Origin of the sequence: Pseudomonas sp. R1-18 (assembly GCF_051132095.1) — a bacterium.
Taxonomy (GTDB): Bacteria; Pseudomonadota; Gammaproteobacteria; order Pseudomonadales; family Pseudomonadaceae; genus Aquipseudomonas.
The window spans coordinates 3,109,301-3,135,166 of record NZ_CP071658.1 but is presented as its reverse complement, the minus strand read 5'-3'; the positions used below and the strand labels follow the sequence as shown (position 1 = coordinate 3,135,166).

Genomic DNA, 25,866 nt, shown 5'->3' with positions numbered 1-25,866 from the left:
GAGTCAAACGATGGCAAGGGCAATCTGGAAGGGCGCGATCAGTTTCGGGCTGGTGCATATTCCGGTGGCGCTGGTTTCAGCGACATCGTCCAAGGGCGTTGATTTTGACTGGCTCGACAAACGCAGCATGGACCCGGTGGGCTACAAACGCATCAATAAGGTGACCGGCAAAGAGGTCACCAAAGAGAACATCGTCAAGGGCGTGGAGCACGAAAAAGGGCGCTACGTCGTGCTCAGCGAAGAGGAAATTCGCTCCGCGCACCCCAAGTCCACGCAAACCATCGACATCTTCGGTTTCGTCGACAGCCAGCAGATCCCGCTGCAGAACATCGACACGCCTTACTACCTGACCCCCGACAAGCGTGGCGAAAAAGTCTACGCCCTGTTGCGCGAGACGCTGAACGACACAAAAAAAGTCGCCCTTGCCAACGTCGTGCTTCACACCCGTGAGCATCTGGCGGCGGTGATGCCGCTGGCGTCGGCCATGGTGCTGGTGATTTTGCGCTGGCCGGAAGACGTCCGCGATCTCGACGCTCTGGAATTGCCCGAGGCGGTGACCGATGCAAAGCTCAATAAAAGTGAGCGCGACATGGCCAAGCGTCTGGTCGAGGACATGAGCGCCGAGTGGCAGCCGGGCGATTACCGCGACACCTTCCAGGAAAAGATCATGCAACTGGTCGAAACCAAGGCCAGGGAAGGCAAGATCCAGAATGTCGAGGCCGATGCCGGCGAAGAAGAACGCAAGAGCGCCGACGTTATCGACCTTACCGAACTGCTGCGCCGCAGCCTGGCGGGAGGCAAGACGGCACCGGCCAAACGCAAGCCAGCGGCGAAGGCCGCTGATCAGGATGAGAACCAGGACGAGAAGCCCAAAGCGCCGACCAAGCGTCGCGCCCCGGCACGCAAGAAAACCAGCAAGGCCTCTTGAGTCTCGCGGGGATCATCGATCATGGCCAAGCCCGTCAGCGAATACAGCCGCAAACGCAATTTTGACGTCACGTCAGAGCCTCCGGAAGCGGAGGTCGTCACAGGCAACGCCGCTTCGGCGGCGCTGAGTTTTGTCATCCAGAAGCATGACGCCAGCCATCTGCATTACGACTTCCGGCTGGAGCTGGCCGGTACCCTGAAAAGCTGGGCGATCCCCAAAGGGCCGAGCCTCGACCCCGCCCAGAAGCGTCTGGCGGTGCATGTCGAGGATCACCCGCTGGGTTACGCCAGCTTCGAGGGCAGTATTCCAGAGGGCGAGTATGGCGGTGGCGACGTGATTGTCTGGGACCGTGGCGTCTGGCAGCCCCACGGCGACCCGCAAAAGGCCTACGAAGAAGGCAAGCTCAAGTTCACGCTGGTGGGGGAAAAGCTCACGGGCGACTGGACACTGGTTCGCACCCGCTTGCGCGGCAGCAGCAGTAAACAGCAATGGCTGTTGATCAAGGAAAAAGACGCCGTTGCCCGGCCCGCCGACGAGTACGACATCACCGAAGAACTGCCCAATAGCGTTATCAGTGGTGCCCAGGTTGGCGCGGGGCGCAAGAAAACCGCAGCCGCCGCGAGCAAGGCCAGAGCAAAGTCGACCGCCGACGCCGCGGAACTGGTGGCTGTCAAGCCAGCCCCGAACCAAGTCCCGAACAAGGCGCGTGCGAAGAAAAGCGGCAAAGGCCGATCCGCGTTCCCTGAGCAACTGACGCCGCAGCTGGCATCTCTGGTCGCGTCACCGCCGGAGGGCGACTGGCTGTATGAGATCAAATTCGATGGCTATCGGATCATGGCGCGAATCCAGAATGATGACGTGCGACTGATGACCCGCAACGGGCACGACTGGAGCGAGCGCATGCCCTTGCAGGTCAAGGCGCTCAAAGCGCTGAAGCTGACCGACAGCTGGCTGGACGGCGAGATGGTGGTGCTCAACGAAAACGGCCTGCCGGATTTTCAGGCACTGCAGAACGCCTTCGAGGCCGGCGGCAGCAAGGACATCATTTACTACCTGTTCGATATACCCTTTCACAATGGGCAGGACCTGCGGGACACACCGGTGGAGCAGCGCCGCGAGGCGCTCAGGCAGATGTTGCAGAGCCAGCGCAGCCGGGTGCTGCGATACTCCGACGCGTTCCGTTCAGGGCACAAGGATATCGTCGAAAGCGCCAGCGCGATGGGGCTTGAAGGCGTGATCGGCAAACGTGCCGGCAGCGCTTACGTCAGTACTCGCAACGCAGACTGGATCAAGCTCAAATGCCGGTTACGCCAGGAATTCGTGATCGCGGGCTATACCGCTCCGCAGGGCAGTCGGTCGGGGTTCGGCGCATTGCTGCTGGCCGTCAACGATGAAGATAAAGGGCTGGTCTATGCCGGACGCGTCGGTACCGGATTCAGCGCCGAGACCCTCAAGCAACTCCATGCGCAGCTGACGCCGTTGCATCGCGATGACTCCCCGCTGGCCGGCAAGCTGACCAGCGCGCAAGGCCGTGGAGTGCAATGGATAGAGCCGCAGTTGATCGGCGAAGTGGAATTCGCCGAGTGGACTCGCGAGGGCATCTTGCGCCAAGCCGCATTCGTCGGTCTGCGCAACGACAAGTCAACCGGGGAAATCATCCGCGAACACCCCCAACCGGCGAGCGCGGTGGCAAGGCGCGGCCGCACTTCCAAAGCCGCTACATCAAAAGTTGCCACATCAAAAGCCCCGGCGACCAAGGTCGCAAGCCCAACGGCCAAGGCAGCGCCCGCTGCGAAAGCGACCAGGGCAGGCAAAGACCGGATCAATGTCGCCGGGGTCAGCGTCAGCCATCCCGACCGGGTGATCGACGAGCAGAGCGGCACCCATAAGGTTGAACTGGCGCAGTTCTACGAAGCCATCGCCGACTGGATCGTGCCTTACCTGGATAATCGGCCCGTTGCGCTGCTGCGCTGTCCCGACGGTATTGCCGGCGAGCAGTTCTTCCAGAAACATTCAGAGCGACTGGCCATTCCGCATATCAAACAGCTCGACCGCAAACTGGACCCCGGGCATGCGGCACTGATGGAAATCGACAGCGTGCAGGCGCTGGTCGGCGCCGCGCAGATGGGCGCAATCGAATTCCACACCTGGGGCGCGACCAGCGACCGGATCGAGACGCCAGACCACTTCGTCCTCGATCTCGATCCGGACCCGGCATTGCCGTGGCGCAGCATGATCGAAGCCACGCAGATGGTTCTGGCCGTTCTGGAGGAATTGGGGCTGGAGGCTTTCCTCAAGACCAGCGGCGGCAAGGGAATGCACATCATCGTGCCGCTGGCGCGAAAAGCCGACTGGGAGACGGTGAAGGCATTCGCCAAGGCTATCGCCGAGTTCGTCAGCCACAAACTACCCGAGCGTTTCACCGCCACCATGGGACCAAAGAACCGGGTCGGCAAAATCTTTATCGATTACCTGCGCAACAGTCGAGGTGGCAGCACGGTGGCCGCCTATTCGGTACGCGCGCGGCCCGGCCTGCCGGTGTCGGTGCCGATCGCCCGCAGCGAGCTTGCCGACCTCAAATCCGCTGGGCAATGGCACATCGGCAACCTTCAACAGCGCCTGCGCAAGCTCAAATCCGATCCGTGGGAGGGTTATCGCAACACGCAGCGGATCACCCAGAAGATGTGGAAGCAACTCGGCGCGCCGCGGCCTTGAACGTCAGCCGTCTGCCGTGGGCGGGTTGCCCCCGGGCCTGCTCATGCTGCTGAGATGGGTAAACGTCGAGCCGTCCGAGAGGGCGGCTTTGCTATTGGGCTTCACGTTCCATTTCTGCGTACTGGCCAGCTACTACCTGGTGCGTCCGCTGCGCGATGCGCTCGGGCTCGAAGGCGGCTCCGGTCAGTTGCAGTGGCTGTTCACCGCGACATTTCTGGTAATGCTGGTCATGGTCCCGTTGTTCGGCGCCCTGGTGTCGCGTCTGCCGGCGGCGCGTTTCGTACCGCTGGTCTATCGGCTCATCGCCCTGTCGATGCTCGGCTTCGGGCTGCTGATCGCCCAGCAGGTGGCACCGGTCGCGGTGGGGCGGGTGTTCTTCGTCTGGATCAGCGTCTACAACCTGTTCATCGTTTCGATTTTCTGGAGTGTGCTGGTCGACCGTTTTTCCAGCGAGCAGGGGAGACGCCTGTTCGGCTTCATTGCCGCGGGCGGTACGCTGGGGACTTTTGTCGGGCCGCTGCTGGCGGCGCTCATGGCAACCCGCCTGGGGCCGCTGGCGCTGGGCATAGGCGCGGCACTGCTGCTGGAAGGCGCCGTCGCGTGCTACCGCGCGCTGCTGGTTCGCACCCGTTCGCAGGGGCGCGGCCTGGTCGCTGAAGAGCGGCGTCTGGGTGGCTCGATGCTGGCTGGCGTGACGCTGATTCTGCGTTCGCGTTATCTGATGGCCATGGTCGCGTTCATGTTGCTGCACACCAGCGCGGCTACGCTGTTGTATTTCGAGCAAGGGCGCATTGTGGAAACCAGCTACGACGACGTTGCCTCGCGCACCCGGTTCTTTGCGCTGGTCGATCTCACAGTGTCGAGCCTGACGCTGGTGTTTCAGCTGTTGCTGACTGCGCCGCTGATCCGGCTGGTCGGCATTGGCGGAGCGCTGGCGGCCTTGCCGCTGGCAACGCTGCTGGCTTTCGCCGCCATGGCTGCGGCGCCGTTGCCGGCCACGGTGGCCCTCGCTCAGGGCTTGCGCCGGGCCGTCGAATTCGCGGTGGTCCGACCGGCCCGCGAGGTCATCTGGACCGTTGTGAGCCGCGAGGAAAAGTACAAGGCCAAGAACGTGATCGAGACGCTCGTCTACCGCGGCGGCGACGCGGCCAGCGGCTGGTTGTCGGTCGCCTTGACTGCAATGGGCGCCGGATTCGGGCTGCTGGCCTTTATCGTGGTGCCGTTTGCCGGTGCCTGGACGTGGCTGTCGCTCTGGTTGGGTCGCAGCCAGAAGCGTATGGCCCGGGCGGAATCCGATCCGGATGTCCCTGCGTCCGGAACAGACAGATAAGGAGAAACCCATGCACCCACCTCATGGTCTCACGCGCAGACAGCTGCTGACCCTGGCGGCCGGCATCAGCGCAGCGCTGGCATTTGACAGCGCCGCCGCGAGCGAGCGACCGGCGACCTTGCCTTCGCCGACCTCGCCCGAATCGCTCTCCCCGAAGCTGACACCTGGAGGCACGACCATGCTGACCCGAAACATACCATCGAGTAACGAACCGCTACCCGTGATCGGCCTGGGTACTTATCGCGGCTTCGACGTCGCGACGGCCAGCCCGGCGTATAAACAGTTGCGCGCCGTGCTCGACGCGCTGTTCGCGGCGGGCGGAAGCGTCATCGACAGTTCGCCCATGTATGGCCGCGCGGAGGAGACGACCGGCGAGCTGCTGTCGATTCATGAACCGCGCTCACCGGCATTTCTGGCCACCAAGGTCTGGACCCGGGGCCGCAAGGAAGGCATCGCGCAGATGGAGGAATCGTTCAGGCTGTTGCGCACCGAGCGTATCGACCTGATGCAGATACATAACCTGGTGGACTGGAAAACCCATCTGCCGACGCTCAGGGAATGGAAAGAGCAGGGACGGATTCGCTACATCGGCGTCAGCCATTACACCTCGTCGGCCTACGGCGACGTCGAAGCTGTGCTGAAGAATGAGCAGCTGGACTTTCTGCAGATCAACTATGCGCTGGACGACCGCGAAGCAGAGGCGCGGCTGCTGCCGCTGTGCCGCGAGCGCGGAGTGGCGGTGATCTGCAACCGGCCGTTCGGCGGTGGCGGTCTGCTGTCGCGGCTCAAGGACAAGCCGTTACCGGGATGGGCCGCGCAGGTTGGCGTCAGCAGTTGGCCGCAACTGGCGCTCAAGTTCCTGCTCGCCCACCCGGCAGTGACTTGCGTGATCCCCGGCACCGGCAACCCGCGCTACATGAGCGAAAACGCTGGCGCCGGGTCCGGGCCGATGCTGACCGACGCGCAGCGCCATCAGCTGATCGCGCTGCTGGGATGAGCAGTCAGACCTAAAGGATGCGGTACAACAGCCGCTCGACCCGCACCCGGCTGACGCGACGCAGAAACTTGCGCACGCCTTCCGGGTAGTGGGCCAGCGTGTCCAGCTCATCGTACTGACCAACTCGCCGGACATGCTGCATCAGCAGCTCGATTTCCGCCTGACGCGGCTCGCGCCACTGACCCTGCGGATCGTCGATAAGCAGCGCGTTTTCCAGGTCCAGGTTGAAAGCGCGGGGATTGAGGTTGTTGCCCGTCAGCAGGGTGTATCGATCGTCCACCCAGACACCCTTGAGGTGAAAGGTGTTGTCGCCGTGCTTCCACAGATGAACGTTCAGCCGATGCTTGGCGATCGCCTTTTTATGTTTCTGGGCGAAACGTCGCAGACTGATTTCGTACAGATACGGAAGCGCCGAAATCACTTTGAACGGCTCATCCGGATCGATGAAGAAGTCATTGGCGGTCTTGTCGCCAATGATAAGGTCGACCTTCACGCCACGCTTGAGCGCACGATTGATTTCCCGGGTGACCGCCACCGGAAGATTGAAATAAGGGGTACAAAGCGTCAGCTGGGTCTTGCTGGACGCGATTAGATCGCAGATCGCCCGGTTCAGAGAATTGCGCGGCCCTACGCCCAGCAGCGGGATGATCCGCAGCTCGCCGTTCTCGGTCTCGCCGGCCTGAGTGTCATAGGCGGCTCGCTTGAGATGGCCCCGAAAAGCGCGGATCTCGCTGCGCAGGCTGCGCGAGGTGGGAGGGGATTGCAGGTCCAGGCGATGAACCGCCGCCGATGGCAGGATGTCCTGTTGTACCAAGTGCTCGAATGCATCGGCCAGCCGAGGGCTTTCGATCAGGTGGTAGCGGTCCAGACGATACTTGTCGAGCTTGTGCAGATAGACGTTGTTGATGCTCGCCCCGGTGTAGAGCACGCAGTCGTCAATCACGCTGCCCTTGAGATGCAACACGCCGAACAGCTCGCGGGTCTGCACCGGTACGCCGTAGATCGGCACTTCGTGGTCATGCTCCAGATTCTGCGCCTGATACCAGCTCGAATTGCCCGGCTGGCGGCCCGCGCCGATCAGCCCGCGCTGGGCGCGGAACCAGTCCACCAGCACCACGACGTCCAGTTCCGGCCGAGCCGCCTTGGCGGCATACAGCGCATCGAGGATTTCCTGTCCCGCTTCATCCTGCTGCAGGTACAGGGCAATGATGTAGATGCGGCGGGTGGCGGAAGCGATTTTCTCCAGCAGCGTGCGACGGTAGTCGGCGGCGCTGGGCACGATGGAGATGGCGTCGGCGGGCAGGGTGAAACCGCGAAGCGCTGCAAGGGTCGAGCGTCGGAAATGGGACTGCATAGGCCTCTCGATGGATAAACCAATAGCGGACGAGCTTACACCAGAGTGCGCGGCAGGTCGTGCCCCGAAAGTCGTGTCGCGCATCCTCGGCCTGACCGGTTCAGCGACCGGCAGGCCGAGGCGGGCAGGCGATCAGTAGCCGTTGCGCTTGAGGATGGTGTCGGTGCTCTCGCCAGCCGGACGGCCATAGAACTTGAGCAGTTCGGCGGTGCGGTTGGTGAAGAAACCGTCCACGCCGTCAGTGCTGATCCGTTTGAAATCCACCGCGTCGTCCACGGTGTAGGGGTGAATGATCAGACCCTTTTCGTGGGTCAGGGTGTTCATCCAGGGTTTCACCAGGTCCATATAGCTCTGGTCGCCGCCGTTGGTGAGTTGCGAAGCTGGCCCGGTGCCGATGGCGCCATGGGCCTTGGCCCAGTCCACCCATGCCTGGAAGGCTTCAGGGGACTTCACTTCCTGTGCTGCGTAATAGCTGGCCTTGTCCTTGAAGCCCGAGTCCTTGAATGGCACAGCGGATTTTGGCTCGATAGACCCTTCGCCGATCCAGAGCAGCAAAACCTTGGGCACCGAAGGCATCTCTTTTTGCAGCAACTCCAGGCTCTGTTTCTCGAACGTCTGCAACACCACCCGGCCGGGCATGTGTGCCACGTTCACATGGCCCGCGGCCGCCGCCGGACGCTGACCGAGCCAGCCGCGCTTGGCCAGTACTTTCTTGAGGTCCGCCTCGATGCCGGGGAACTGGTTGGGCACTTTGGTCTCGATGTACAGACCGGGCTTGTTGGCGCCGCCTTCCGCAATGTCGATGACCTCGTCGAGAGTAAGAATCTGCAGCCCGGCAAAACTGTCACGGGCGCGGTCCGGATAGGCCTTGTTGAACCAGGAACCAGCGTCCAGCTGCTTGAGCTCGGCCAGGGTAAAGGTGCTTACCGGGTCCTTCGACCGTTTGGGAAAGACCTGTGCAATGTTGGTGGTGCGTTCTAGCACATCGTCGTGGAGGGCGATCAACACGCCGTCCCTGGTGCGCTGCACATCCATCTCCAGATAATCGGCGCCCAGGTCACGAGCCAGAATGTAGGCAGGTATGGTTTCCTCCGGCGCATCGAAGGACGCGCCCCGATGGGCCACCACCGCAGGCCACGGCAGGCCATGCTTTTCACTCAAGACCTTGCCCGGCGCATCGGCCGCCAATGTCAGGCCTGGCGACAACAGCATCGCGGCAAGCGCGCTTGCCGTGATGAGTCCGGCCAATGGAGACTTGCTCAACGAAAATCCTTGCATGGTCTGGGTATCCCTCGTTTGCGTGAGTTCACGACTATAGCAATGATGCTTTTCAGTGGCATGAACGGCTGCACATTCGGCGCCAGTCGCGTTACTGTCGGCGTTTCAGTTTCCGTCAGGAGTGATGCATGACCCACAAGGTGCTGGTACTGGTCGAAAACCTCGATGCGTACCTGTGGATTCTTGAAGACAGCGGCTTCGAACTGGTCCGCGCGCCCACGGCCGAGCTGCGTGAACAAGCCATCGCCGCCCATGGCCCGTCCGTTACTGCGGTGGTGACCCGTGGGCCGCTGGGTCTTTTCGCCAAGGAGATGGACGCACTGCCCAACCTGCGCATCATCTGCGTCAGCGGTGCCGGTTACGAGAAGGTCGATCTGCCCGCCGCCCTGGCGCGAGGCATCACCGTCACCAACGGCGCCGGTGTTAACGCGGCGACGGTTGCCGATCACACGATGGCTTTGCTGCTGGCGTTGATGCGCGACATTCCTCAGGCTGACGCGTCGGTACGGCGCGGCGAATGGCGCAAGGCAATGCGCCCGTCAATGGCCGGCAAACGTGTCGGAATAATTGGCCTGGGCGCGGTCGGCATGGCCATCGCCCGGCGCGTGGCAGGCTTTGACATGGTCGTCGCCTATCACAACCGCAAACCCCGCGACGACGTGGTCTACGCCTGGCACGCCACGGCCCAGGAACTGGCGGCGGCTTCGGATGTGCTGGTGGTCGCGGCACCCGGCGGCGCAGCGACGTTGCAGATGGTCAACGCCGAGGTGCTGCAGGCTCTCGGACCGGACGGTTTTCTGGTGAACATCGCCCGGGCATCCGTCGTGGATACCGAGGCGATGATCCATGCTCTGATCGAACGGCGCATCGCAGGCGCGGCGCTGGATGTTTTCGACGACGAACCCGACGTGCCCGGGGTGCTCAAATCTCTGGACAACGTGGTGCTGACACCTCACGTGGCGGGGCTGTCGCCTGAAGCTTCCGAGGATTCAGTGACCATGGTCAGAGATAACCTGCTGGCATTCTTCGCCGGCCAACCGGTGTTGAGCCCGGTCACCGGCTGACCGAGTGCGGGCCAGTTACAGCCACGCCGCCCGATCAGCTTGTCGAGCGTTGCAGGCTTGCAGGAACGCCGCCACCAATGGCGGCAGCGTTCCGGCAAGCACCGCGCGCTCAGGCTGAAACAGCGTCGCAATGAAGAACGGGTGATCGTCGCGCTCCACACTGCGAATATCGCCGTCCGATCCGCGACCACTGACTTTAAGGTCGTCGGCGAACATCGCCGCTTCCAGCTCCGGGCGCAGTCCGTAGCGGCATTGGTACCGCTCGGTGATTTCCTGCCTGCCGTACGCCGTGGCAATCCGTGAATCGGCGGTCAGGTAAATGGTTGCGGTGGTATCCAGCAGAGCACAGCTCAAGGGCGCGATGATCAGGTTCGGCGCGTCCGGTGACGTTTCACCATGCTCTGCGTCCTGCCAGCCCAGGCAATGCCGCGCGTGCTCGATCAATGCGTGCTGGAACCCGCCGCAAGTTCCGAGGAACGGCACCTGTCGCTCGCGAGCAAAGCGTATGGCAGTGAGCGCGCCTTGCATATCCAGATAGGGACTGGCGGGAACGCACCACAGCCCGTCAAACACTGCCAATGAGTCGCCGGTTCCGATGGTCGTGGTCGGTAACCAGTGCGGAGTGACCTGTATGCCGACCTTTTCGGCTGCCATCGCCAATGCCAGTGGAATCGCGCGGTGTGCTGGCACCTGTGGGTTGAAATCCCCGACCAGCCCGATATGCAGTGTCCGATGTGTCCTTTCCGATCCGCTCATGCCCAGCTCCTTGATGAAATTGCCCGCGACTATAAGCAGGCGCTGGCGCAAGCAGGAATGGGCGGTTCGGCAAGTATTCAGTGCGTGGGTGCATGTTCTGTCTGAGGTGAACCATGCGTAAGGCGCTGAACGGACGGTAGAGCGTGGGCCGGGCGGCCCTTCGCGGACAAGTCCGCTCCCACCGCGAATGGAGCAGGCGGTGCAGAACGCGACTTGTGCAGGCCGAGTGGAGGCGTTGCGCAGGGGGAAACGAGCCATGGATGGGCGGCGCTCCCACCGACGACGTAGGCATGGGATTACTGCAAACCTCGCTTACGTCTTCGCGGACAAGCGGACCGGGGCGAGAACCCCGACCAGTCAGGCAATCATCAAGGCATCATCGGCGGTATATAGGACAGCGTAGTACCCAACGCCCAGAGCAGGAACAGCACCAACGGCGTATGTACCAGCAACTGCACGAACGAAAAGCCGATCAGGTCCCTGGCCTTGAGCCCCAGCACGCCCAGCAGCGGCAGCATATAGAACGGGTTGATCAGGTTCGGTAGCGCTTCCGCGGCGTTGTAGATCTGTACCGCCCAGCCGAGGTGGTACTGCAACTCGTTGGCTACCTGCATGACGTAAGGCGCTTCGATGATCCACTTTCCGCCGCCTGACGGGATGAAGAAGCCCAGCACTGCGGAATAGACGCCCATTAGCAACGCATAAGTATCATGCGACGCGATGCTGGTGAAAAAGGTCGATATGTGGTGCGCCAGGGTCTGCGCGTCGCCACCTTTTACCGTGGTCAGCAGCGCGGCGATGGAGCCGTAGAGCGGGAACTGGATCAACACGCCGGTGGTGGTCGGCACGGCGCGCGCGACTGCGTCGAGGAAGCTGCGTGGCCGCCAGTGCAGCAATGCACCGAGCATGATGAACAGGAAGTTATAGGTGTTGAGGCCCGAGATCGCGGTGATCGCCGGCTTGGTCGAAAACTCGTTGAACAGCCAGCCCGCACCGAGCAATACCATCAGAATGATCAGCAGCGGGCTGTATTCCAGCCACTCGCCGGGGCGCGCCCGAGGCGGCAGCGGCGGCAGATTGAAAGCCGGGTCTACGCCGCACGCTTTCGCGTCGCGGGCACTGTTCGGGCCAGGGGCCGTGGCATACGCAACGATCAGCGAGATCACGATCAACGCCAACAGCATCACGCCCGATTGCCAGAGGAAGATCGTCTCGGTAAACGGAATCACACCGGTGATGGCGAGGATCGACGGCGGCAGGCTACCGGGGTTGGCCTGCAGTTGCGCCGCCGACGAAGAAAGGCCCAGCGCCCAGACAGCGCCCAGCCCCAGATAAGCCGCGGCGCCGGCAGCGCGATAGTCCATGCGCAGGTCGGTGCGCCGGGCGAGGGCACGGACCAGCAGGCCGCCAAATACCAGCGACAGCCCCCAGTTGAGCAGCGAGGCCAGCATCGAAATCAGCGCCACCCAGGCCACCGCAGAGCGCCCATTCTTCGGAATACGCGCGAGTCGGTCGATCAGGCGCACCGCTGGCGGCGAGCTGGCGACCACATAGCCGCCGATCACGACGAAGGCCATTTGCATGGTGAATGGAATCAGGCTCCAGAAACCGTCACCGAATGCCTTTGCGGCCTCGGCCGGACGGGCGCCGATCGCCAGTGTGGCGAGGGTGACGATTACCACCGCCAGAGCGGCGAATACCCAGGAGTCAGGGAACCAGCGCTCGGCCCATGCGGCACAGCGCAGGGCAAAACGAGCGGAGCGGCTTTCTTCGATGTGGGTGGCCAAGGGGCTTACCTTTTGTAGTTATTTTTTGGGTTGACAGGCGTTCAGACGCAGAAGCGCCCGGGCGGCGCTCCTGCAAGGGGATATTTCAGAAGCTCATCTCGACCACATCGTCAGGCACGATCAGCTTGCCGGCGGTCTTGGCCACGATCTCTTCGACGCTTACGCCCGGCGCACGCTCGCGCAACACGAAAGCACCGTTCTCGATTTCCAGATAAGCAAGGTCGGTCAGCACTTTGCGGATACAACCCGCGCCGGTCAGGGGCAGGCTGCAGCGCGGCAGCAGTTTCGACTCGCCGTCTTTGGAAGCGTGGGTCATGGTGACGATGATGTTGTCGGCACCGGCCACCAGGTCCATCGCGCCGCCCATGCCTTTGACCAGCTTGCCGGGGATCATCCACGAGGCGATGTTGCCTTCGACGTCCACTTCGAATGCGCCCAGTACCGTCAGGTCCACATGGCCGCCGCGGATCATCGCAAAGGATTCGGCCGAGGAGAAAATCGAAGCGCCGATGCGCGCGGTCACGGTCTGCTTGCCTGCATTAATCATGTCGGCATCGATGGTTTCTTCGGTCGGAAACGCGCCCATGCCCAGCAGGCCGTTTTCCGATTGCAGCATCACGTCGATGCCGTCCGGTACATAGTTGGCGACCAGCGTCGGAATGCCGATACCAAGGTTTACGTAGTAGCCGTCTTTGAGTTCGCGTGCGACGCGTTGAGCCATTTGTTCGCGGGTAAGTGCCATGGTCTGAAATCTCTTTGTTGTTATCCGGCGTTACTGAGCACCCGGTTCAGGATTTTCTGACGGTGCGCTGTTCGATGCGTTTTTCGAAGGTGCCCTGGATCACCCGGTCGACGTAGATGCCGGGGGTGTGGATTTCAGTGGGCAGCAGCACGCCGGGTTCGACGATTTCCTCGACCTCGACCACGGTAATGCGTCCCGCGGTAGCGACCACCGGGTTGAAGTTCTGCGCGGTGTGACGATAGATCACATTGCCGAAGTGGTCGGCCTTCCAGCCTTTGATCAATGCAAAGTCGCCGGTGATGGCTTCTTCGAGGATGTAATTGCGACCGTTGAACTGACGGGATTCCTTGCCTTCGGCGACCGGCGTGCCGTAACCGGTAGCGGTGTAGAACGCAGGAATCCCGGCACCGCCAGCGCGCAGTTTTTCCGCCAGCGTACCTTGAGGAGTGAGTTCGACCTGAAGTTCGCCGCTGAGCAGCTGGCGTTCGAAGAGGGCGTTTTCGCCTACGTAGGAAGAGACCATCTTCCGAATCTGCCGGTCTTCGAGCAGGATGCCGAGGCCGAAGCCGTCGACTCCGCAGTTGTTGGAGACCACCGTGAGCCCCCGAATGCCCATGCGTTTGATCTCGGCGATCAGGTTTTCCGGGATGCCGCACAAGCCGAAACCACCGCACAGCACCGTCATGTCATCGGTCAGCCCGGCGAGGGCCTCTTGGTAAGTTGCCACTCGTTTGTCGAGTCCAGCCATGATGATCCGCCTTTATAGTTGTGAACCGACAGCGGGACTGTCGGAGGATAGCGTTGCCGCATCTTCTCCCGCGCTCAGTGATTTGTTAATTTTGTTTTTCTGATGAATTGATAAGAAGCGCAAATATATGAACGTCAAGCAGCTTCGTGCGTTTCTGGCGGTTGCCGAATGTCTGAGCTTCGCCCAGGCCGGTGAGCGACTGCATCTGTCGCAACCGGCCCTGAGCCTTGCGATCAAAAGTCTCGAAGATGACCTGGGCGGGCAACTGCTCGCCCGCACTACCCGCAACGTAAGCCTGACCCCCGAAGGTGAAACGTTGCTGCCGCTTGCCCGGCAACTGTTGGCAGACTGGGATAATACCGAGGAGCTTTTGCGGCAGCGTTTCACGCTGCAGATGGGCAAGGTCTCGGTCGCCGCCATGCCGTCGTTTGCCGGCAATCTGCTACCGGTTGCCCTCAAGGTTTTTCGCGGTCGCTATCCGCGCGTCAATGTCGCTGTCCACGATGTGATCAATGAACAAGTGCTGGAAATGGTTCGTCATCGCCGGGTAGAGCTTGGAATCGGCTTCGAGCCTGAGTCGAGCAATTCGCTGGTGTTCACGCCGTTTTACATGGACCGCTTCGTCGCAGTGGTCGCCGCGGATTCGCCTCTGGCCGGTCGTGACGAAGTGACCTGGAGCGAATTGCTCGGCCAGGATTTCATAGCCCTGCAGCGGCCATCTGCCGTGCGTCTGCTGCTGGAACAAGCGATTCTGGCCGGGCACGGCAAGCTGTCCGTCGCCTTCGAAAGCCATCAGTTATCGACCATCGGGCGCATGGTCGCCAACGGTCTGGGCGTCAGCGCCGTGCCCTCGTTGTGCATCGGGCAGATGCAGGAACTGGGCGCGGTTTGTGTGGCTCTGGTCGAGCCGCGGATCGAGCGTCGGATCGGCCTGACCATGCTGGCCGATCACAAGTTGTCAGCGGCCGCACAAGCGCTGCGCGAAGTGCTTATCGAGTGCGCTCGGGAAAGTCGATAGCTACTATCACGTCGGGTGATTTTTGCTGCACGAGGGCCGGGATTAACCTTGCTTCATTCCCGAATCAAGCCCGAATGGAGGCCCCCGATGAACCGTCTTGCTGCTCTTGCCCTGTTACTTTCCGCCGCTGTCCTGTCCGGCTGTGCCACCCACCATGCCGTTGAACTGCGCCCCTATACCGCCGAAGAAACCCGCCAGCTGGCCCTTGAAGACCTGAACCGCCGCGGGCTTTCGTTCGAGGAATATCACGCTCGCAAGGCACAGCTGCTGGCGAACCCACAGATTCAACAGGCTCGCGAATTCGATGACCAGGGCGAAATCAGTGCCGACAACGGCGAGCTGCTGCGCTCTCCGCAGAGCTGATGAGTGCCGAAACAGATCCGCAGTTTCTTTGAATCCGCCAGACTGTACCGTACAAAGTTTCGCGCAACTGTCCATGTGTTTCGGGGCGACGCTCCGTTAGGGTGAAGGTCTGCCTTCTTTGCCGCCTGGACTGCAACATGCCGCTTACCTTCGATCTTCTGCTGGCGTTCGCGCTGTTCGCGTTCGTCACTTCCGTTACACCCGGCCCGAACAACATGATGCTGTTGGCATCGGGCGTCAATTTCGGTTTCAGCCGCACCATCCCTCATATGGTGGGCATCAGCGTGGGTTTCTTCCTGCTGGTGCTGGGCGTCGGTTTCGGCCTGGGCAGCGCATTCAAAGCCTGGCCGGTGCTGTACACCATTCTGCGTTACGTCGGCGCGGCCTATCTGCTGTATCTGGCCTGGAAGATAGCCACCTCCGGCCCGGCCTCCGAATCGGATCAGGCGCGTGGCGAACCGCTGGGCTTTTTCGGCGCCGCGCTGTTTCAGTGGGTCAATCCAAAGGCGTGGATCATGGCCATCGGTGCAATAAGCACTTACACGCCGATGCAGGGATACTTCACCAACGTGGTAGTGATCTCGGCGGTGTTCGCGCTCATCAACCTGCCGAGCGTTGGCATCTGGGCAGGCTTCGGCAGCCTGCTGCGCAACGTGCTTCAGGATCCTTTACGGTTGCGTTTGTTCAATGGGGTCATGGCGATATTGTTGGTGGCTTCGTTGTATCCGTTGTTTATGAGTCACTGAAGCGTGTGGGAGCGCCGCCCGACGGATCGCCGCCTGGTCCGGTCCCACGAGTTGAGGCGCAGGATATTCATGTGGGAGCTAGCTTGCTGGCGAGGACATAGCGACAGACGACACAACAGCTGCGACTGTACCGGCCTCTTCGCCAGCAAGCTGGCTCCCACTGGGTCTGGGCAAGCTGTGGGGGCGGACCAGGCTGCGCCCGCTCATCAGAGGGTCATGAAAGACGTTGGCTCCCACCACGATCTCACGGGCGACGCGGAACGCGACTTGTGCAGGCCGAGCGTAGGCGTTGCGCAGGGGGAAACGAGCCATGGATGGCGAGTTATATGCCCTACAACGCCAACTGCAAATGCCCACCCGCCGGTCGGTTACGCGCCCGAAGACGGTGTTGCAGGCCCAGATAGAAATGCTCCAGACCCTCATGCAGCCGCTCGGTGAGAATCGCTTCCAGCTCTCCGCCTTCTGCGCTGTCGCCGTAGGTAATCTGACTGTCGATGGCAAACACGCCGTGCAGCACTTCCTGAGACTTGAGCGCCGACAGGACCGGCTTGAGAGCGTAATCAACCGCCAGCATATGCGCCATGCTGCCGCCGGTTGCCAGCGGCAGGACGACTTTGCCGTGCAAAGCCCGCTCGGGCAGCAGGTCGAGCAGGGTTTTCAGGGCGCCTGAAAATGACGCCTTGTAGACCGGCGTGGCGATCAGCAGGCCGTCGGCCTGCCGCACGGCCTCGATGAAGTCTTGTACCTGCGGACTGTCGAAGCGTGCAAACAGCAGGTCCTCGGCGTTGAAGTCACGAATGCGCAGTGAGGTGACCGTGACCCCGTGGTTTTCCAGCCAGCGGCTGGCATGCGCCAGCACTACACCGGAACGGGATCGGGTCGAGGGGCTGCCTGAAACTGATACGACGAGCATGCTGGATTCCTTGCGATGAGCGTCATCATGCAAAGCAGCATGTGTGCCAGCCTCGCGCGCGCCCGCAAACCGGGAACATCGCCTGCCGGTGCGCGCCACTCGGGTGTTGGCTGGCCTTGTATTTGTTGAATCGCTGTTGCTGGGGCAACACTTGTAACTGTTGCAGGACCAACACTTTGCCGCTGTTGGCTGGGCAACACCTGGCACCGAATCGCAGGCAAAAAAATCCCCGCAGACGACAGGTTGCAGGGACGGTGTTCAGCTTGCGCAGTTGGATCAGTTGCGGAACGCCGCGCCGGTCTGCACGACGCTGGCCGAGCCCAGCAGCTGGCTGATGAAGCGGCTCCAGCGGGTGATGTTGGCCGGGCCGACGAATACCACGTCCTGGGCCTTGAGCTCGAACTGGCCTGCCAGCAGATACGCCGTCGGCTTCTCGGCGTTGAGGTGGTAGACGGTAGAGCTTGCGTTCGCGTAGTTCTCGGCGCCGCGTATCACATAGACTCGGTCGCCGTCGGCGCTGTCCGGGCTCAGGCCGCCGGAGTTGCCCAGTGCTTCGAGCAGCGTCACGCTGGTGGTTCCGAAGGAGATGACCTGCGGGTTACGTACTTCACCCAACACGTAGATCTTGTTCTTCGAGTTGCTGTTGAGGTGCAGGTAGTCGCCGTCCTTGAGGTAGATCTTGCTCAGCTGCGAACCCTTGCGGTTCAACGAGTCGATGTCGATCAGGTAGTCGCGGCCGTCGCGGCGCAGGGTCAGCCCGGCGAGATTGGCGTCGGTGAGGTCGATACCCGCGGTACTGACCGCCTGCACCAGGCTCAGTGGGATATTGGTGATCGATTGCGGGCCCGGAGTCTTGAATGAACCGGACAGCAGAACCCGCTGACTGTTATAGCGCAGGACCTTCACATCGACCTTGACCTCGGTGTATTGCGGTGCCAGCCCCATGCGCAACTGCTCGCGAATCTGGCTGACGGTCTTGCCGCCCGCGCGGATGCGCCCCACGTACGGGAAGAACAGCGTGCCGTCGCTCAATACTTCACGGGTGTTGGCGTCCAGCTGGTCCTGCGAGCCGGGAGCGGTCAGCTCCGGGTGCTCGAAGACCGTGACCAGCAGCGTGTCGCCAGGGCCGACCACGTATTCCGGGGTCTTGTAGGCGAGCAGTTCCGCAGGCAGGCCGTTGGCATCGCCGGTTGCCTTATGCTGCTGTTGCTGCAGCGTCTTGGGCGTGATGTCGACCAGGAGCGCCTTGGGTTCGTCCGGATCGGTCGTGGTAACGTCGCCGGAGGTCATGTGCTGACCGGGGGCAAATGCGCATCCCTGCAGTATCAGACTGGAGAGCAGAGTGACAACTAGGGTTCGATTCATAGTGAGTGTTCCTTCCTGAAGGTGCACCTGGCACCGCAATGATTTCAAAGCATCCCTTTTCCAACACCGATCTACGCGTTCCTGGAATTTTGTGTCGTGCGCACATACCTCCCTCCGGGCACGGAATCCCGGAAATCGTTTGCAGGGAAATGGAGATTCAGAAGGCGTTCTTGTTGAGGAAGCCTTTGAACAGGGTCAGCAGGATGATCTTGAGGTCCAGCCAGATCGACCAGTGCTCGATGTATTCCAGGTCGAACTCGACGCGCTTGCGCATCTTGTCCAGAGTATCGGTTTCGCCGCGCCAGCCATTGATCTGCGCCCAGCCGGTGATGCCCGGTTTGACCTTGTGGCGCAACATGTAGCCGCTCACCTGTTTGCGATACTGCTCGTTGTGCGCCACGGCATGCGGACGAGGGCCGACGATCGACATTTCACCGCGCAGCACGTTGAAAAACTGCGGCAGTTCATCCAGCGAAGTGCGTCGCAGAAAGCTGCCCAGAGGCGTTACGCGCGCGTCGTTGCGGGTCGCCTGGCGGACCTCGGCACCGTTTTCCTGAACCGTCATGCTGCGAAATTTCCATACCTCGATCGGACGCCCGTCGAGCCCGTAACGCCGCTGCCGGAACAGCACCGGACCCGGCGACGTCAGTTTGATGGCAATGGCGATCAGCACCAGCGGCACGGCGATCAGCAGCAGGATGATGCTCGACAGGACAATGTCTTCAGCGCGCTTGACCAGGCTCCAGGCGCCGTCCATGGGCGAGTCGAAAATGCTGATGCTCGCCAGCCCGTTGATGCTCTCGCTGCGGGCATGCAGCAACTCGAACATGAACACGTCCGGGATCAGATAGACCGAAGCGGTGGTGTCGGACAGACCGGTGATCAACTCGCGCAGGTGCGGTTCGGCGCTGAATGCCAGGGTGATGTAGACCTTGTCGATGCGACCTTCACGGGCGTCGATCACCAGCTGCTGCAGATCACCGAGCACTGGGATGCGCTGGCCGGCGGCGTCCAGATCCATCTGCTGTGGGTCGGTGTCATAGAAGCCCAGAAGATCGAGGCCCATCCACGGTGCGCTGGAAATCGACTGTGCCAGCCGTGCGCCGACCTGTCCGGTGCCGACGATCGCCACCCGGCGCGTGTTGAATCCATGCCGGCGCAGGCTGTGCAGCAACTGGCGGATCAGCATCCGGTAACCACACAGCACTGCCAGCACCAGGGCGAACCAGGTCATCTGGCCGTTGTCGGGCAATTGCTCCTGGTTCAGCACCAGGTAATTGACTGATAGCAGCAGCACGAATGTCAGCGCCCAGTAATTGAATACCTTGGTCAACTCGCGCGTAATGCGCTCGCCGCGCCAGGAGCCATACAGCTGGTGGTACTCGCCTACCCAGTGGAATACCAGCACCGCAAGAATGATCTGAAACCAGGTTTCGGCGCTGGTCAGAGGCGATTGCCAGCTCTGCCAGTAGCCGATCAGCACGATGACCGCCAGATCCAGCAAGCGATGGGCGACCGACAGTGCCGATTGGTGGGCGTGAAGAATGCCGCGAACGGAAGTGCGCATGAAGGATCTCGCTCAAACGGATTTGATAGGAACCACCCGAGACGGTAATTCGTTGTCGATCAGGTTGGGTGCGGCATGTGGAACCCAGTATTGCGAGGGCATGCGCGCCAGGTGCGCGGCGGCCAGCTCGCGGTCTACGAAGGCTTTCATTTCCTGCTCGAAGCGCTGCACCGAGAAACGCTCGGCGTTGGCTCGACAGGCCTGGGCGGTAATGCGGGGTTGCGCGGCCTCGAACTCGTTCACGGCGGCGATCAACGAGGCCACGGTCTGTTGCGGGTAAAGCACACCGGTGGGGTGCGGATGATCCAGACCGTGGACCGTCTCCAGCACACCGCCCTTGCCGAACGCGATCACCGGCGTGCCACAGGCCTGGGCCTCGACAGGGCTGATGCCAAAGTCTTCCTCGGCCGCGAACACGAACGCCTTGGCCGACCGCATGTGTTCAAGCAGCACCGGCGCCGGCTGGAATCCCATCAGTGTTACGTTCGGTGCGCGGCTGGCCAGTGCCTTGGCCTTGGCCATGTCCGGACCGTCGCCGATCATCACCAGACGTTTGTCCGGCATGGCGGCAAAGGCTTCGATGATCATCGGCATGCGCTTGTAGGGCACCAGCCGTGATGCGGTGAAGTAGTAGTCCTGACGCTTGCCCTGGCCGGTGAAGGCGAGGGTGTCGACCGGCGGATAGATCACCGTCGACTCGCGACGATAGGCCTTGTTGATGCGCGCACCGATGAAGCGCGAATTGGCGACGAAGGCATCGACGCCGGCCGACGTGCGCTGGTCCCACATGCGGATGTAATGCAGCACCAGCCGCGCCAGCTTGCCTTTCAGGCCGGTATTGAGCCCTGATTCGAGCAGGTACTGGTGTTGCAGGTCCCAGGCGTAGCGAATCGGCGAATGCACATAGCTCACATGCACCTGGTCAGGGCCGGTCAGTACGCCTTTGGCCACCGCGTGGCTGCTGCTGATGACCAGGTCGTAACCGGACAGGTCCAGTTGCTCGATCGCCAGTGGCATGAAGGGCAGGTAACGCTGATAACGCTTTTTGGCGCCAGGCAGGTTCTGAATGAAGGTCGTCCTGGCAACCTTGCCACCCAGATGCGTACGGTCCTGGTCGCTGAGAAAATCGATCACGGCGAACAAGTCCGCCTCGGGCCAGATGTTGATCAGTGAAGCCAGCACGCGTTCGGCACCGGCGTAAGTCACAAGCCAGTCGTGGACGATAGCAATTCTCATTGAAATTCCTTGCGGTAAAGGCTCGCTCTACTTCAGGCGCGCAGGTCGCGACCAGGCGTTGCGTTGGTGGTTCAGGATTTGCTCGAAGGTGACTCGGCGGCAGTGCCGACGTTGGCGCCGCGTACGGCCTTGGTGCCCAGCAACGAGTCGATGCGCTGCGAGAGGCGTTGGGCCGACAGGTCCCAGGAAAACCGCTCCACGTTGTTCAGGCCGTGCAGCCGCAGCGCTTCGCGCAGCGGTTGATCGGTCAGGACCCGCTGCATGGCCGCCGCCATGTGGCTGACGTCCAGCGGGTCGAAGTACAGCGCGCTGGCTTGCAGCACTTCCGGGATCGATGCCGCATTGGCCGCCACCACCGGGCAGCCGCAGGCCTGAGCCTCCAGTGGAGGGATGCCAAAGCCTTCGTACAACGACGGGAAAACGAAGGCCGACGCACCCTGGTACTGTTCGATCAGCTCGGCATCGGTCAGACGACCCAGAAAGCGGATGCGCGGGTCGCGGGATGCCAGACGCTGCAGATCCGGGTTGGCGAAAATGTGCGTGACCGCGCCGACGATTCGCAGCTGCAGGTCAGGAAAGCCACGCAGGCTGAGGAACGCCTGGATCATGCGGTTGAAGTTCTTGTGCGCGGCGGGGGAGGACACCGCCAACAGATACTGCGGCCCTTCCGGTTGGGGCGTGCGCGTCTGAAAGCCTTCACTGACCGCCGCATGCAACACCAGGAACTTGCTCTCTTCAATTCCGTAGAACCTGGAGATTTCCCCCCGGGAAAAGTTGCTGCAGGTGACTACGGTCTTGGCGCGGGACGCCAGGATCGGAGTGATGGTGCGATACGCAAGGCGGAACACGCGGGTGTAGCTCTGCGGGTAGCGCACATAGTTGATGTCGTGGTGGGTCGCGATCTGGTTGCGGTAGAACATCGGCCCGGTGCTGCTGATCGACAGCAGCAGCGGGTTACCGCGACGGCGCAGATAAAGCGGCAGGTCGAGCTGTTCCCACAGATGACCGCTGTTGCGACCGATGATTTGTACATTCAGGGCCTTGGCGGCCTCGTGCATCTTGATGCCGTCGGGGGCGAGGCAGACGATGTCGTCGCGATACTTCTTGAGCGACAGACACATTTGCTCGGCGTATCGCTGGACTCCGCTGATGTTCTGAGTGAGAAAACGTGAATTGATGAAGATCATCGGGCGCATCCTGCAAGCTACGGTTGAAGGTGTGTGTGAGTGGGAACTCGGTCGTTAGCGCCGGTACCCTTGTTCTTGTGCGAACAGCGCGGGCCGGATGCCCAGCGCGATGATTTTCGGAAACTCATTGATCGGCACCTGGGCGGAGCAGCGCGCATCGTTGCAGCTCCACGCGATATCGGTTTCAAACAGGCCTTTGTCCGGCTGCCCGGTGTCGATCATCTGTACGTTGCCGCGCTGCACGCTGGCCGCCTCGACATGGGCGGTCAGGCGCTGGCCGGTGGTCCAGGCGACCAGAATCTGTTCCGAGCCACGTGTGAAACGCAGTAGATAGGTCGACTCCGTTTCGCGGCTCTTGGCGGCGTCATAGTTGAATTCACGCAGCGTCTGGCTGATTGCCTTGAGCGTCTGGTAAGCGGGCTTGACGCTCATGTCCTGCCTGAGCAGACCGAAGTTCTGTTGCGGGTCCAGCGGATCGCTGCCGCTGTCCGCCAGGCTGTTCCACCACAAGCCCTTGATGTCCGGCACTGTTCGCGCCAGGAAGAAACTGCGCGCGAGAAACGCTGCCTGGGTGCTTTCGCTGATGCCGCACTTGCCGGTGCTGGTCGGCCAGCCCATCTCGGTCAGATACAGGGGCACCGGTCGAGTGGCCAGCGCCCGCAAATCCGCATCGATCCAGCGCAGCCAGGCAATCCAACGTTCCGGCGTATGGCGCTGGTCGTGCCGGCAGTGCACGTAAGGGTGCAGCGACAGGCCGTCGACGTGGTTGAGCGTGCCGTTCTGCACCAGGCGGTCGGCGAAGCCCAGGTCCATGCCCAGACTGGTGACCGCGCCGGCCAGCACGGTGACCGGTTGCTTGTGCTGACGCAGACGTGCGGCGGTTTCCTCGACCAGATTGCTGTAATCCTTGCTGGCCCAGGCGTCGATCGGGTTCTCCCGGTCCCATTCGTTCCAGATCTCGTAAAAATCGACGCTGTCAGCCAGCTCCCGGGCAACGTAGCTGACGTAGTTGCCAAAGGCCTGGCGCACGGCCGGCTGGCGGGGCTTGGCGTAGTTTTCATAGAACGGGCTGCCATAGCCCAGTACCAGCAATGGTCGCAAACGGTGTTCCCCGGCCTTGCTCAGGTAGGATTGCCAGGCCGGGGCAATGCGCAATTGGCCGCGTCGGGGCTCCACAGTGGTCCAGTAGGCATCGTCCCGCACCGAGTTGACCCCGGCTTGCTCCAGCATCTGCAACGCTTTGGCCGACGCACCGTCATTGTTCATCAGGTGAGTGTCGACACCGATAATGAAATCCTCTTCGCCCGATGCCCACTGGCCCCATGTCAGGCTCAGCAGCAGAGCCATGAAAGTTCGACGCCATCGGCGCGCGGGTTTTTTTCGCATGTCTTGTCTCAATGAAGAGGCACGGTCCGGAGCGCTCGCTCAGTAGGGGCACGGGCCGATGGGAGTGACTACGTTCCTTCGTTTACTTCGTCCTCGGCACCAGCCGGTCCGTCAGACCGGGTTGGACAAGTGATGCGTTCCGGGCAGGACAATGCGGTCGAGCAGGGTCTGATTGAAGATGCTTTCGTATTGATCCAGCATCAGGTCCAGGTTCAGCAATGAGGCCACGCTGCTGCGGGCCTGGGCGCTGAGGCGGGCGAGCAACTGTGGCTGCTGGTGCAGCCGCAGCATTGCCATGCCCAGAGAGTCGGGATCATCGGGGCTGCACAGCAGGCCGTTGTACTGGTCCTGGATAATCTCGGTCAGGCCGCCCATGCGGCTGGCGATTACCGGGCGCGAATGGGCGCAGGCTTCCACCGCGACCATGCCGAACGGCTCGTTCCACATCGACGGCACGATTGCCACGTCGATCTGGCTGTAGAATTCCTCAGGCTTCTGATAGCCGACAAAGCTGATCCTTGATGACTTTGCCATCGCCTTGAACCGGCGTTCGTCGTCTGCTTGTCCGCGCCCGGCGATCTGGAGCGTAGCGTCACAGGGCAGGTGCTGGAATTGTTCAATCAGCCAGCCCACGCCTTTGGGGTCGGACAGGGTTCCCAGGTATCCGAAGCGCAGCGGTGCCTGGGCGCGGGCGTTATCGGCGGGTACCGCAACCGGCGCCGCTGAGGCAGGTGCCGAATACGGACTGGCGTTGTGCACGACGTAGCCGCGACTGCCCTGAAAATAACCGTATGCCTGCAGGGTTTCGAGCATGTAGCGGCTGACGCCGACCACCGTGTCGACCTGAGTCGAACGCTCGTCATGCCCCTTGCGAAAACGCGCGCAGAGCCCGCACTGCTGCTGGCAGCTGTGACCCTTCTTGAACATGGTGCTGCCGGGGCACAGCAGGTACATGTCATGTAGCACCTGCACGATGGGCAGGTCGGCGGCTGCGATTTCATCCCAGGCCGACACTGACCAACCGGTCAGGTTATGACACACCACCAGGTCGGGCTGCTCCAGCTCCAGAACACGTTTGACGTGCTGGCGCATGCCGTCGTTATAGCGGTCGCGCAGGTGCCAGCCGAGGCGGGCAAGGCGTCCGGGGCGCTGAGCCGTGAAATGCCAGTACAGATTCTGCAGGCCAGCGCGATAGACCTTGACCTGGTTGACTGCGTCCATGTGCAGGCCCGGCTGTGCGGAAGTGGCCAGCACTGAAACTTTATAGCCGCGAACCTGCAGGCCTTCGACGGTGCGCTGCAGGATGATTTCCGCGCCGCCGCCGATATCGGGTGCGTAGAGGCTGCTGATGAAGAGAATTTTCATAGCGGATAGGACCTGTTGAGGCCGAGCACGCCGGCTTCGCCATCGCGGATGGCGTTCTCGATCAGGCTCAGGCGTTGGCCGGCATCGCAGCGCCTGGCGATCAGGCGCAGCAAACGGAAGAACATCCAGCGGTTGAGGCGGTAGACCAGCGGCGAGGAAGCCCAGACATTCTTGTCGAACCAGGCCTGGTTGCGTGCGCCGTAATAGGCGCGCAGGTCCGAACCACCCAGCAGGTAGCTTTCATAGATGTTGCTGGTGCGCGCCTTGATGTTCCAGGAATCTTCCAGGTCGTCGAGCAGCGCTTCGGGCACCAGGAATATCCGGCCGCCGTTGGCGGTGATGCGCCAGGTGTATTCGCTGTCGTCGGCATAGAGCTTCAGCGCATCAAGCGGCAGGCCGATTTTCTTGTACAACGTGCGGTGCGCCAGCAGGCCGCCGTAGGTTGCGAACGGCAACTGCACCATCGACGGCGTGCCACCCGTGGACTGTGGACGGCCCCATGGCAAGCGGCGCCAGATCTTGTACGGCAATTGGGCGACGTGAAAACCGAAGAAGCTCGACCGGCGTTGAATGGCGAAACGTTCTGGCACACCGGCGGCGATGTCGGCCTGGTGCGTCGGCCGAAAGCCCAGCACCGCGGCGTTTTCCTGGCCGTCGATCTGCTCGCGTTGACGCAAGCGACTGTGCAGCACTTCTATAGCGTTGATGGTCGGCGCGTTGTCGTCGTCCATCAGCCAGATGTACTCGGCGCCGGCGTCGAGCGCGGTCTGAATGCCCACGGAATAGCCGTTGGCCGATCCGGTGTTGTGCTCCAGATAAATGACCTGAACCTGTCCGGGCCATTTGTCGCACAGGTTCTGTAGGGGGGCGACCGAGGCATTGCTGACGATAATCACGCGATCGATCTGCGGGCTTTCCAGCGAACGGCTGACCAGCGTGTGCAGATAATTGAAACGATCACCGTAAGTGAGCGTGACCAGAGATGTTCGTTGGGTCATGAGGTAGGTCCGTCTGGAATGTG

Annotated in this window: 22 protein-coding genes; 8 read left to right on the top strand and 14 right to left on the bottom strand. The window is 61.8% G+C overall.

From position 1 onward, the window contains the following. The first annotated feature begins 10 nt into the window (after positions 1–10). The 4 genes from J3P77_RS14400 (at position 11) to J3P77_RS14385 (ending at position 5,970) form a co-directional block, all read left to right on the top strand. Positions 11–928, top strand: a complete 918-nt coding sequence (locus J3P77_RS14400; RefSeq protein ID WP_434677282.1) for a Ku protein — start codon at positions 11–13, stop codon at positions 926–928. 21 nt (positions 929–949) lie between these two features. Further along, on the top strand, positions 950–3,643 hold the full coding sequence (gene ligD, locus J3P77_RS14395) for a DNA ligase D (RefSeq protein ID WP_434677281.1): 2,694 nt from the start codon (positions 950–952) through the stop codon (positions 3,641–3,643). Between the two features lie 43 nt (positions 3,644–3,686). Then, entirely contained in the window at positions 3,687–4,973 is a 1,287-nt protein-coding gene (locus J3P77_RS14390) for an NTP/NDP exchange transporter (RefSeq protein WP_434677280.1), read from the top strand. A gap of 178 nt (positions 4,974–5,151) precedes the next feature. Next, positions 5,152–5,970: an aldo/keto reductase gene (locus J3P77_RS14385; protein ID WP_434682019.1), complete on the top strand. Its 819-nt coding sequence runs from the start codon at positions 5,152–5,154 to the stop codon at positions 5,968–5,970. Positions 5,971–5,980: 10 nt separating this feature from the next. Here the strand turns inward: J3P77_RS14385 and pssA are convergent, their stop codons facing one another. Together pssA and J3P77_RS14375 are read right to left on the bottom strand one after the other, a co-directional pair. Beyond that, complete coding sequence (gene pssA / locus J3P77_RS14380) at positions 5,981–7,324, bottom strand: CDP-diacylglycerol--serine O-phosphatidyltransferase (RefSeq protein ID WP_434677279.1); 1,344 nt, start codon at positions 7,322–7,324, stop codon at positions 5,981–5,983. Between the two features lie 132 nt (positions 7,325–7,456). Beyond that, a complete protein-coding gene (locus J3P77_RS14375) occupies positions 7,457–8,602 on the bottom strand; it encodes a glycerophosphodiester phosphodiesterase (RefSeq protein ID WP_434677278.1) in 1,146 nt (381 codons plus the stop codon). Between the two features lie 128 nt (positions 8,603–8,730). Between J3P77_RS14375 and J3P77_RS14370 the strand changes: the two genes are divergently transcribed. Next, positions 8,731–9,666: a 2-hydroxyacid dehydrogenase gene (locus J3P77_RS14370; RefSeq protein ID WP_434677277.1), complete on the top strand. Its 936-nt coding sequence runs from the start codon at positions 8,731–8,733 to the stop codon at positions 9,664–9,666. Between the two features lie 15 nt (positions 9,667–9,681). Here J3P77_RS14370 and J3P77_RS14365 read toward each other — a convergent pair whose 3' ends face one another. The 4 genes from J3P77_RS14365 to J3P77_RS14350 form a co-directional block, all read right to left on the bottom strand. Beyond that, on the bottom strand, positions 9,682–10,422 hold the full coding sequence (locus J3P77_RS14365; protein ID WP_434677276.1) for a CTP synthase C-terminal region-related (seleno)protein: 741 nt from the start codon (positions 10,420–10,422) through the stop codon (positions 9,682–9,684). 368 nt (positions 10,423–10,790) lie between these two features. Beyond that, positions 10,791–12,209, bottom strand: a complete 1,419-nt coding sequence (locus J3P77_RS14360) for a short-chain fatty acid transporter (RefSeq protein ID WP_434677275.1) — start codon at positions 12,207–12,209, stop codon at positions 10,791–10,793. 85 nt (positions 12,210–12,294) lie between these two features. Next, on the bottom strand, positions 12,295–12,951 hold the full coding sequence (locus J3P77_RS14355; RefSeq protein ID WP_434677274.1) for a CoA transferase subunit B: 657 nt from the start codon (positions 12,949–12,951) through the stop codon (positions 12,295–12,297). Positions 12,952–12,997: 46 nt separating this feature from the next. Beyond that, entirely contained in the window at positions 12,998–13,699 is a 702-nt protein-coding gene (locus J3P77_RS14350; RefSeq protein WP_434677273.1) for a CoA transferase subunit A, read from the bottom strand. Between the two features lie 127 nt (positions 13,700–13,826). Between J3P77_RS14350 and J3P77_RS14345 the strand changes: the two genes are divergently transcribed. The 3 genes from J3P77_RS14345 (at position 13,827) to J3P77_RS14335 (ending at position 15,826) form a co-directional block, all read left to right on the top strand. Continuing rightward, positions 13,827–14,717, top strand: coding sequence for a LysR family transcriptional regulator (locus J3P77_RS14345; protein ID WP_434677272.1), 891 nt, complete (start codon positions 13,827–13,829; stop codon positions 14,715–14,717). 87 nt (positions 14,718–14,804) lie between these two features. After that, the gene (locus tag J3P77_RS14340; RefSeq protein ID WP_434677271.1) at positions 14,805–15,080 is read left to right on the top strand and encodes a hypothetical protein; all 276 of its coding nucleotides are present in this window, start codon (positions 14,805–14,807) and stop codon (positions 15,078–15,080) included. A 137-nt stretch (positions 15,081–15,217) separates the two neighbouring features. Then, the gene (locus tag J3P77_RS14335) at positions 15,218–15,826 is read left to right on the top strand and encodes a LysE family translocator (protein WP_434677270.1); all 609 of its coding nucleotides are present in this window, start codon (positions 15,218–15,220) and stop codon (positions 15,824–15,826) included. Positions 15,827–16,157: 331 nt separating this feature from the next. Here the strand turns inward: J3P77_RS14335 and ssuE are convergent, their stop codons facing one another. The 8 genes from ssuE to J3P77_RS14295 form a co-directional block, all read right to left on the bottom strand. After that, complete coding sequence (ssuE, locus tag J3P77_RS14330; protein WP_434677269.1) at positions 16,158–16,739, bottom strand: NADPH-dependent FMN reductase; 582 nt, start codon at positions 16,737–16,739, stop codon at positions 16,158–16,160. Positions 16,740–17,015: 276 nt separating this feature from the next. Then, entirely contained in the window at positions 17,016–18,104 is a 1,089-nt protein-coding gene (locus J3P77_RS14325) for a polysaccharide biosynthesis/export family protein (protein WP_434677268.1), read from the bottom strand. 157 nt (positions 18,105–18,261) lie between these two features. After that, a complete protein-coding gene (locus tag J3P77_RS14320) occupies positions 18,262–19,671 on the bottom strand; it encodes an undecaprenyl-phosphate glucose phosphotransferase (protein WP_434677267.1) in 1,410 nt (469 codons plus the stop codon). 12 nt (positions 19,672–19,683) lie between these two features. After that, positions 19,684–20,907 (bottom strand): glycosyltransferase family 4 protein, encoded by a 1,224-nt coding sequence (locus J3P77_RS14315; RefSeq protein WP_434677266.1) that lies wholly within the window; start codon positions 20,905–20,907, stop codon positions 19,684–19,686. Positions 20,908–20,978: 71 nt separating this feature from the next. Then, positions 20,979–22,094, bottom strand: coding sequence for a glycosyltransferase family 4 protein (locus J3P77_RS14310; RefSeq protein WP_434677265.1), 1,116 nt, complete (start codon positions 22,092–22,094; stop codon positions 20,979–20,981). Between the two features lie 54 nt (positions 22,095–22,148). Continuing rightward, positions 22,149–23,441 carry a hypothetical protein gene (locus tag J3P77_RS14305; RefSeq protein WP_434677264.1) on the bottom strand — a complete coding sequence of 431 codons (1,293 nt, stop codon included), beginning with the start codon at positions 23,439–23,441 and terminating at the stop codon, positions 22,149–22,151. Between the two features lie 150 nt (positions 23,442–23,591). Beyond that, complete coding sequence (locus J3P77_RS14300; protein ID WP_434677263.1) at positions 23,592–24,845, bottom strand: glycosyltransferase family 4 protein; 1,254 nt, start codon at positions 24,843–24,845, stop codon at positions 23,592–23,594. Next, the gene (locus tag J3P77_RS14295) at positions 24,842–25,843 is read right to left on the bottom strand and encodes a glycosyltransferase (RefSeq protein WP_434677262.1); all 1,002 of its coding nucleotides are present in this window, start codon (positions 25,841–25,843) and stop codon (positions 24,842–24,844) included. Before J3P77_RS14295 ends, J3P77_RS14300 begins: the two co-directional genes overlap by 4 nt. Between the last annotated feature and the right edge of the window lie 23 nt (positions 25,844–25,866).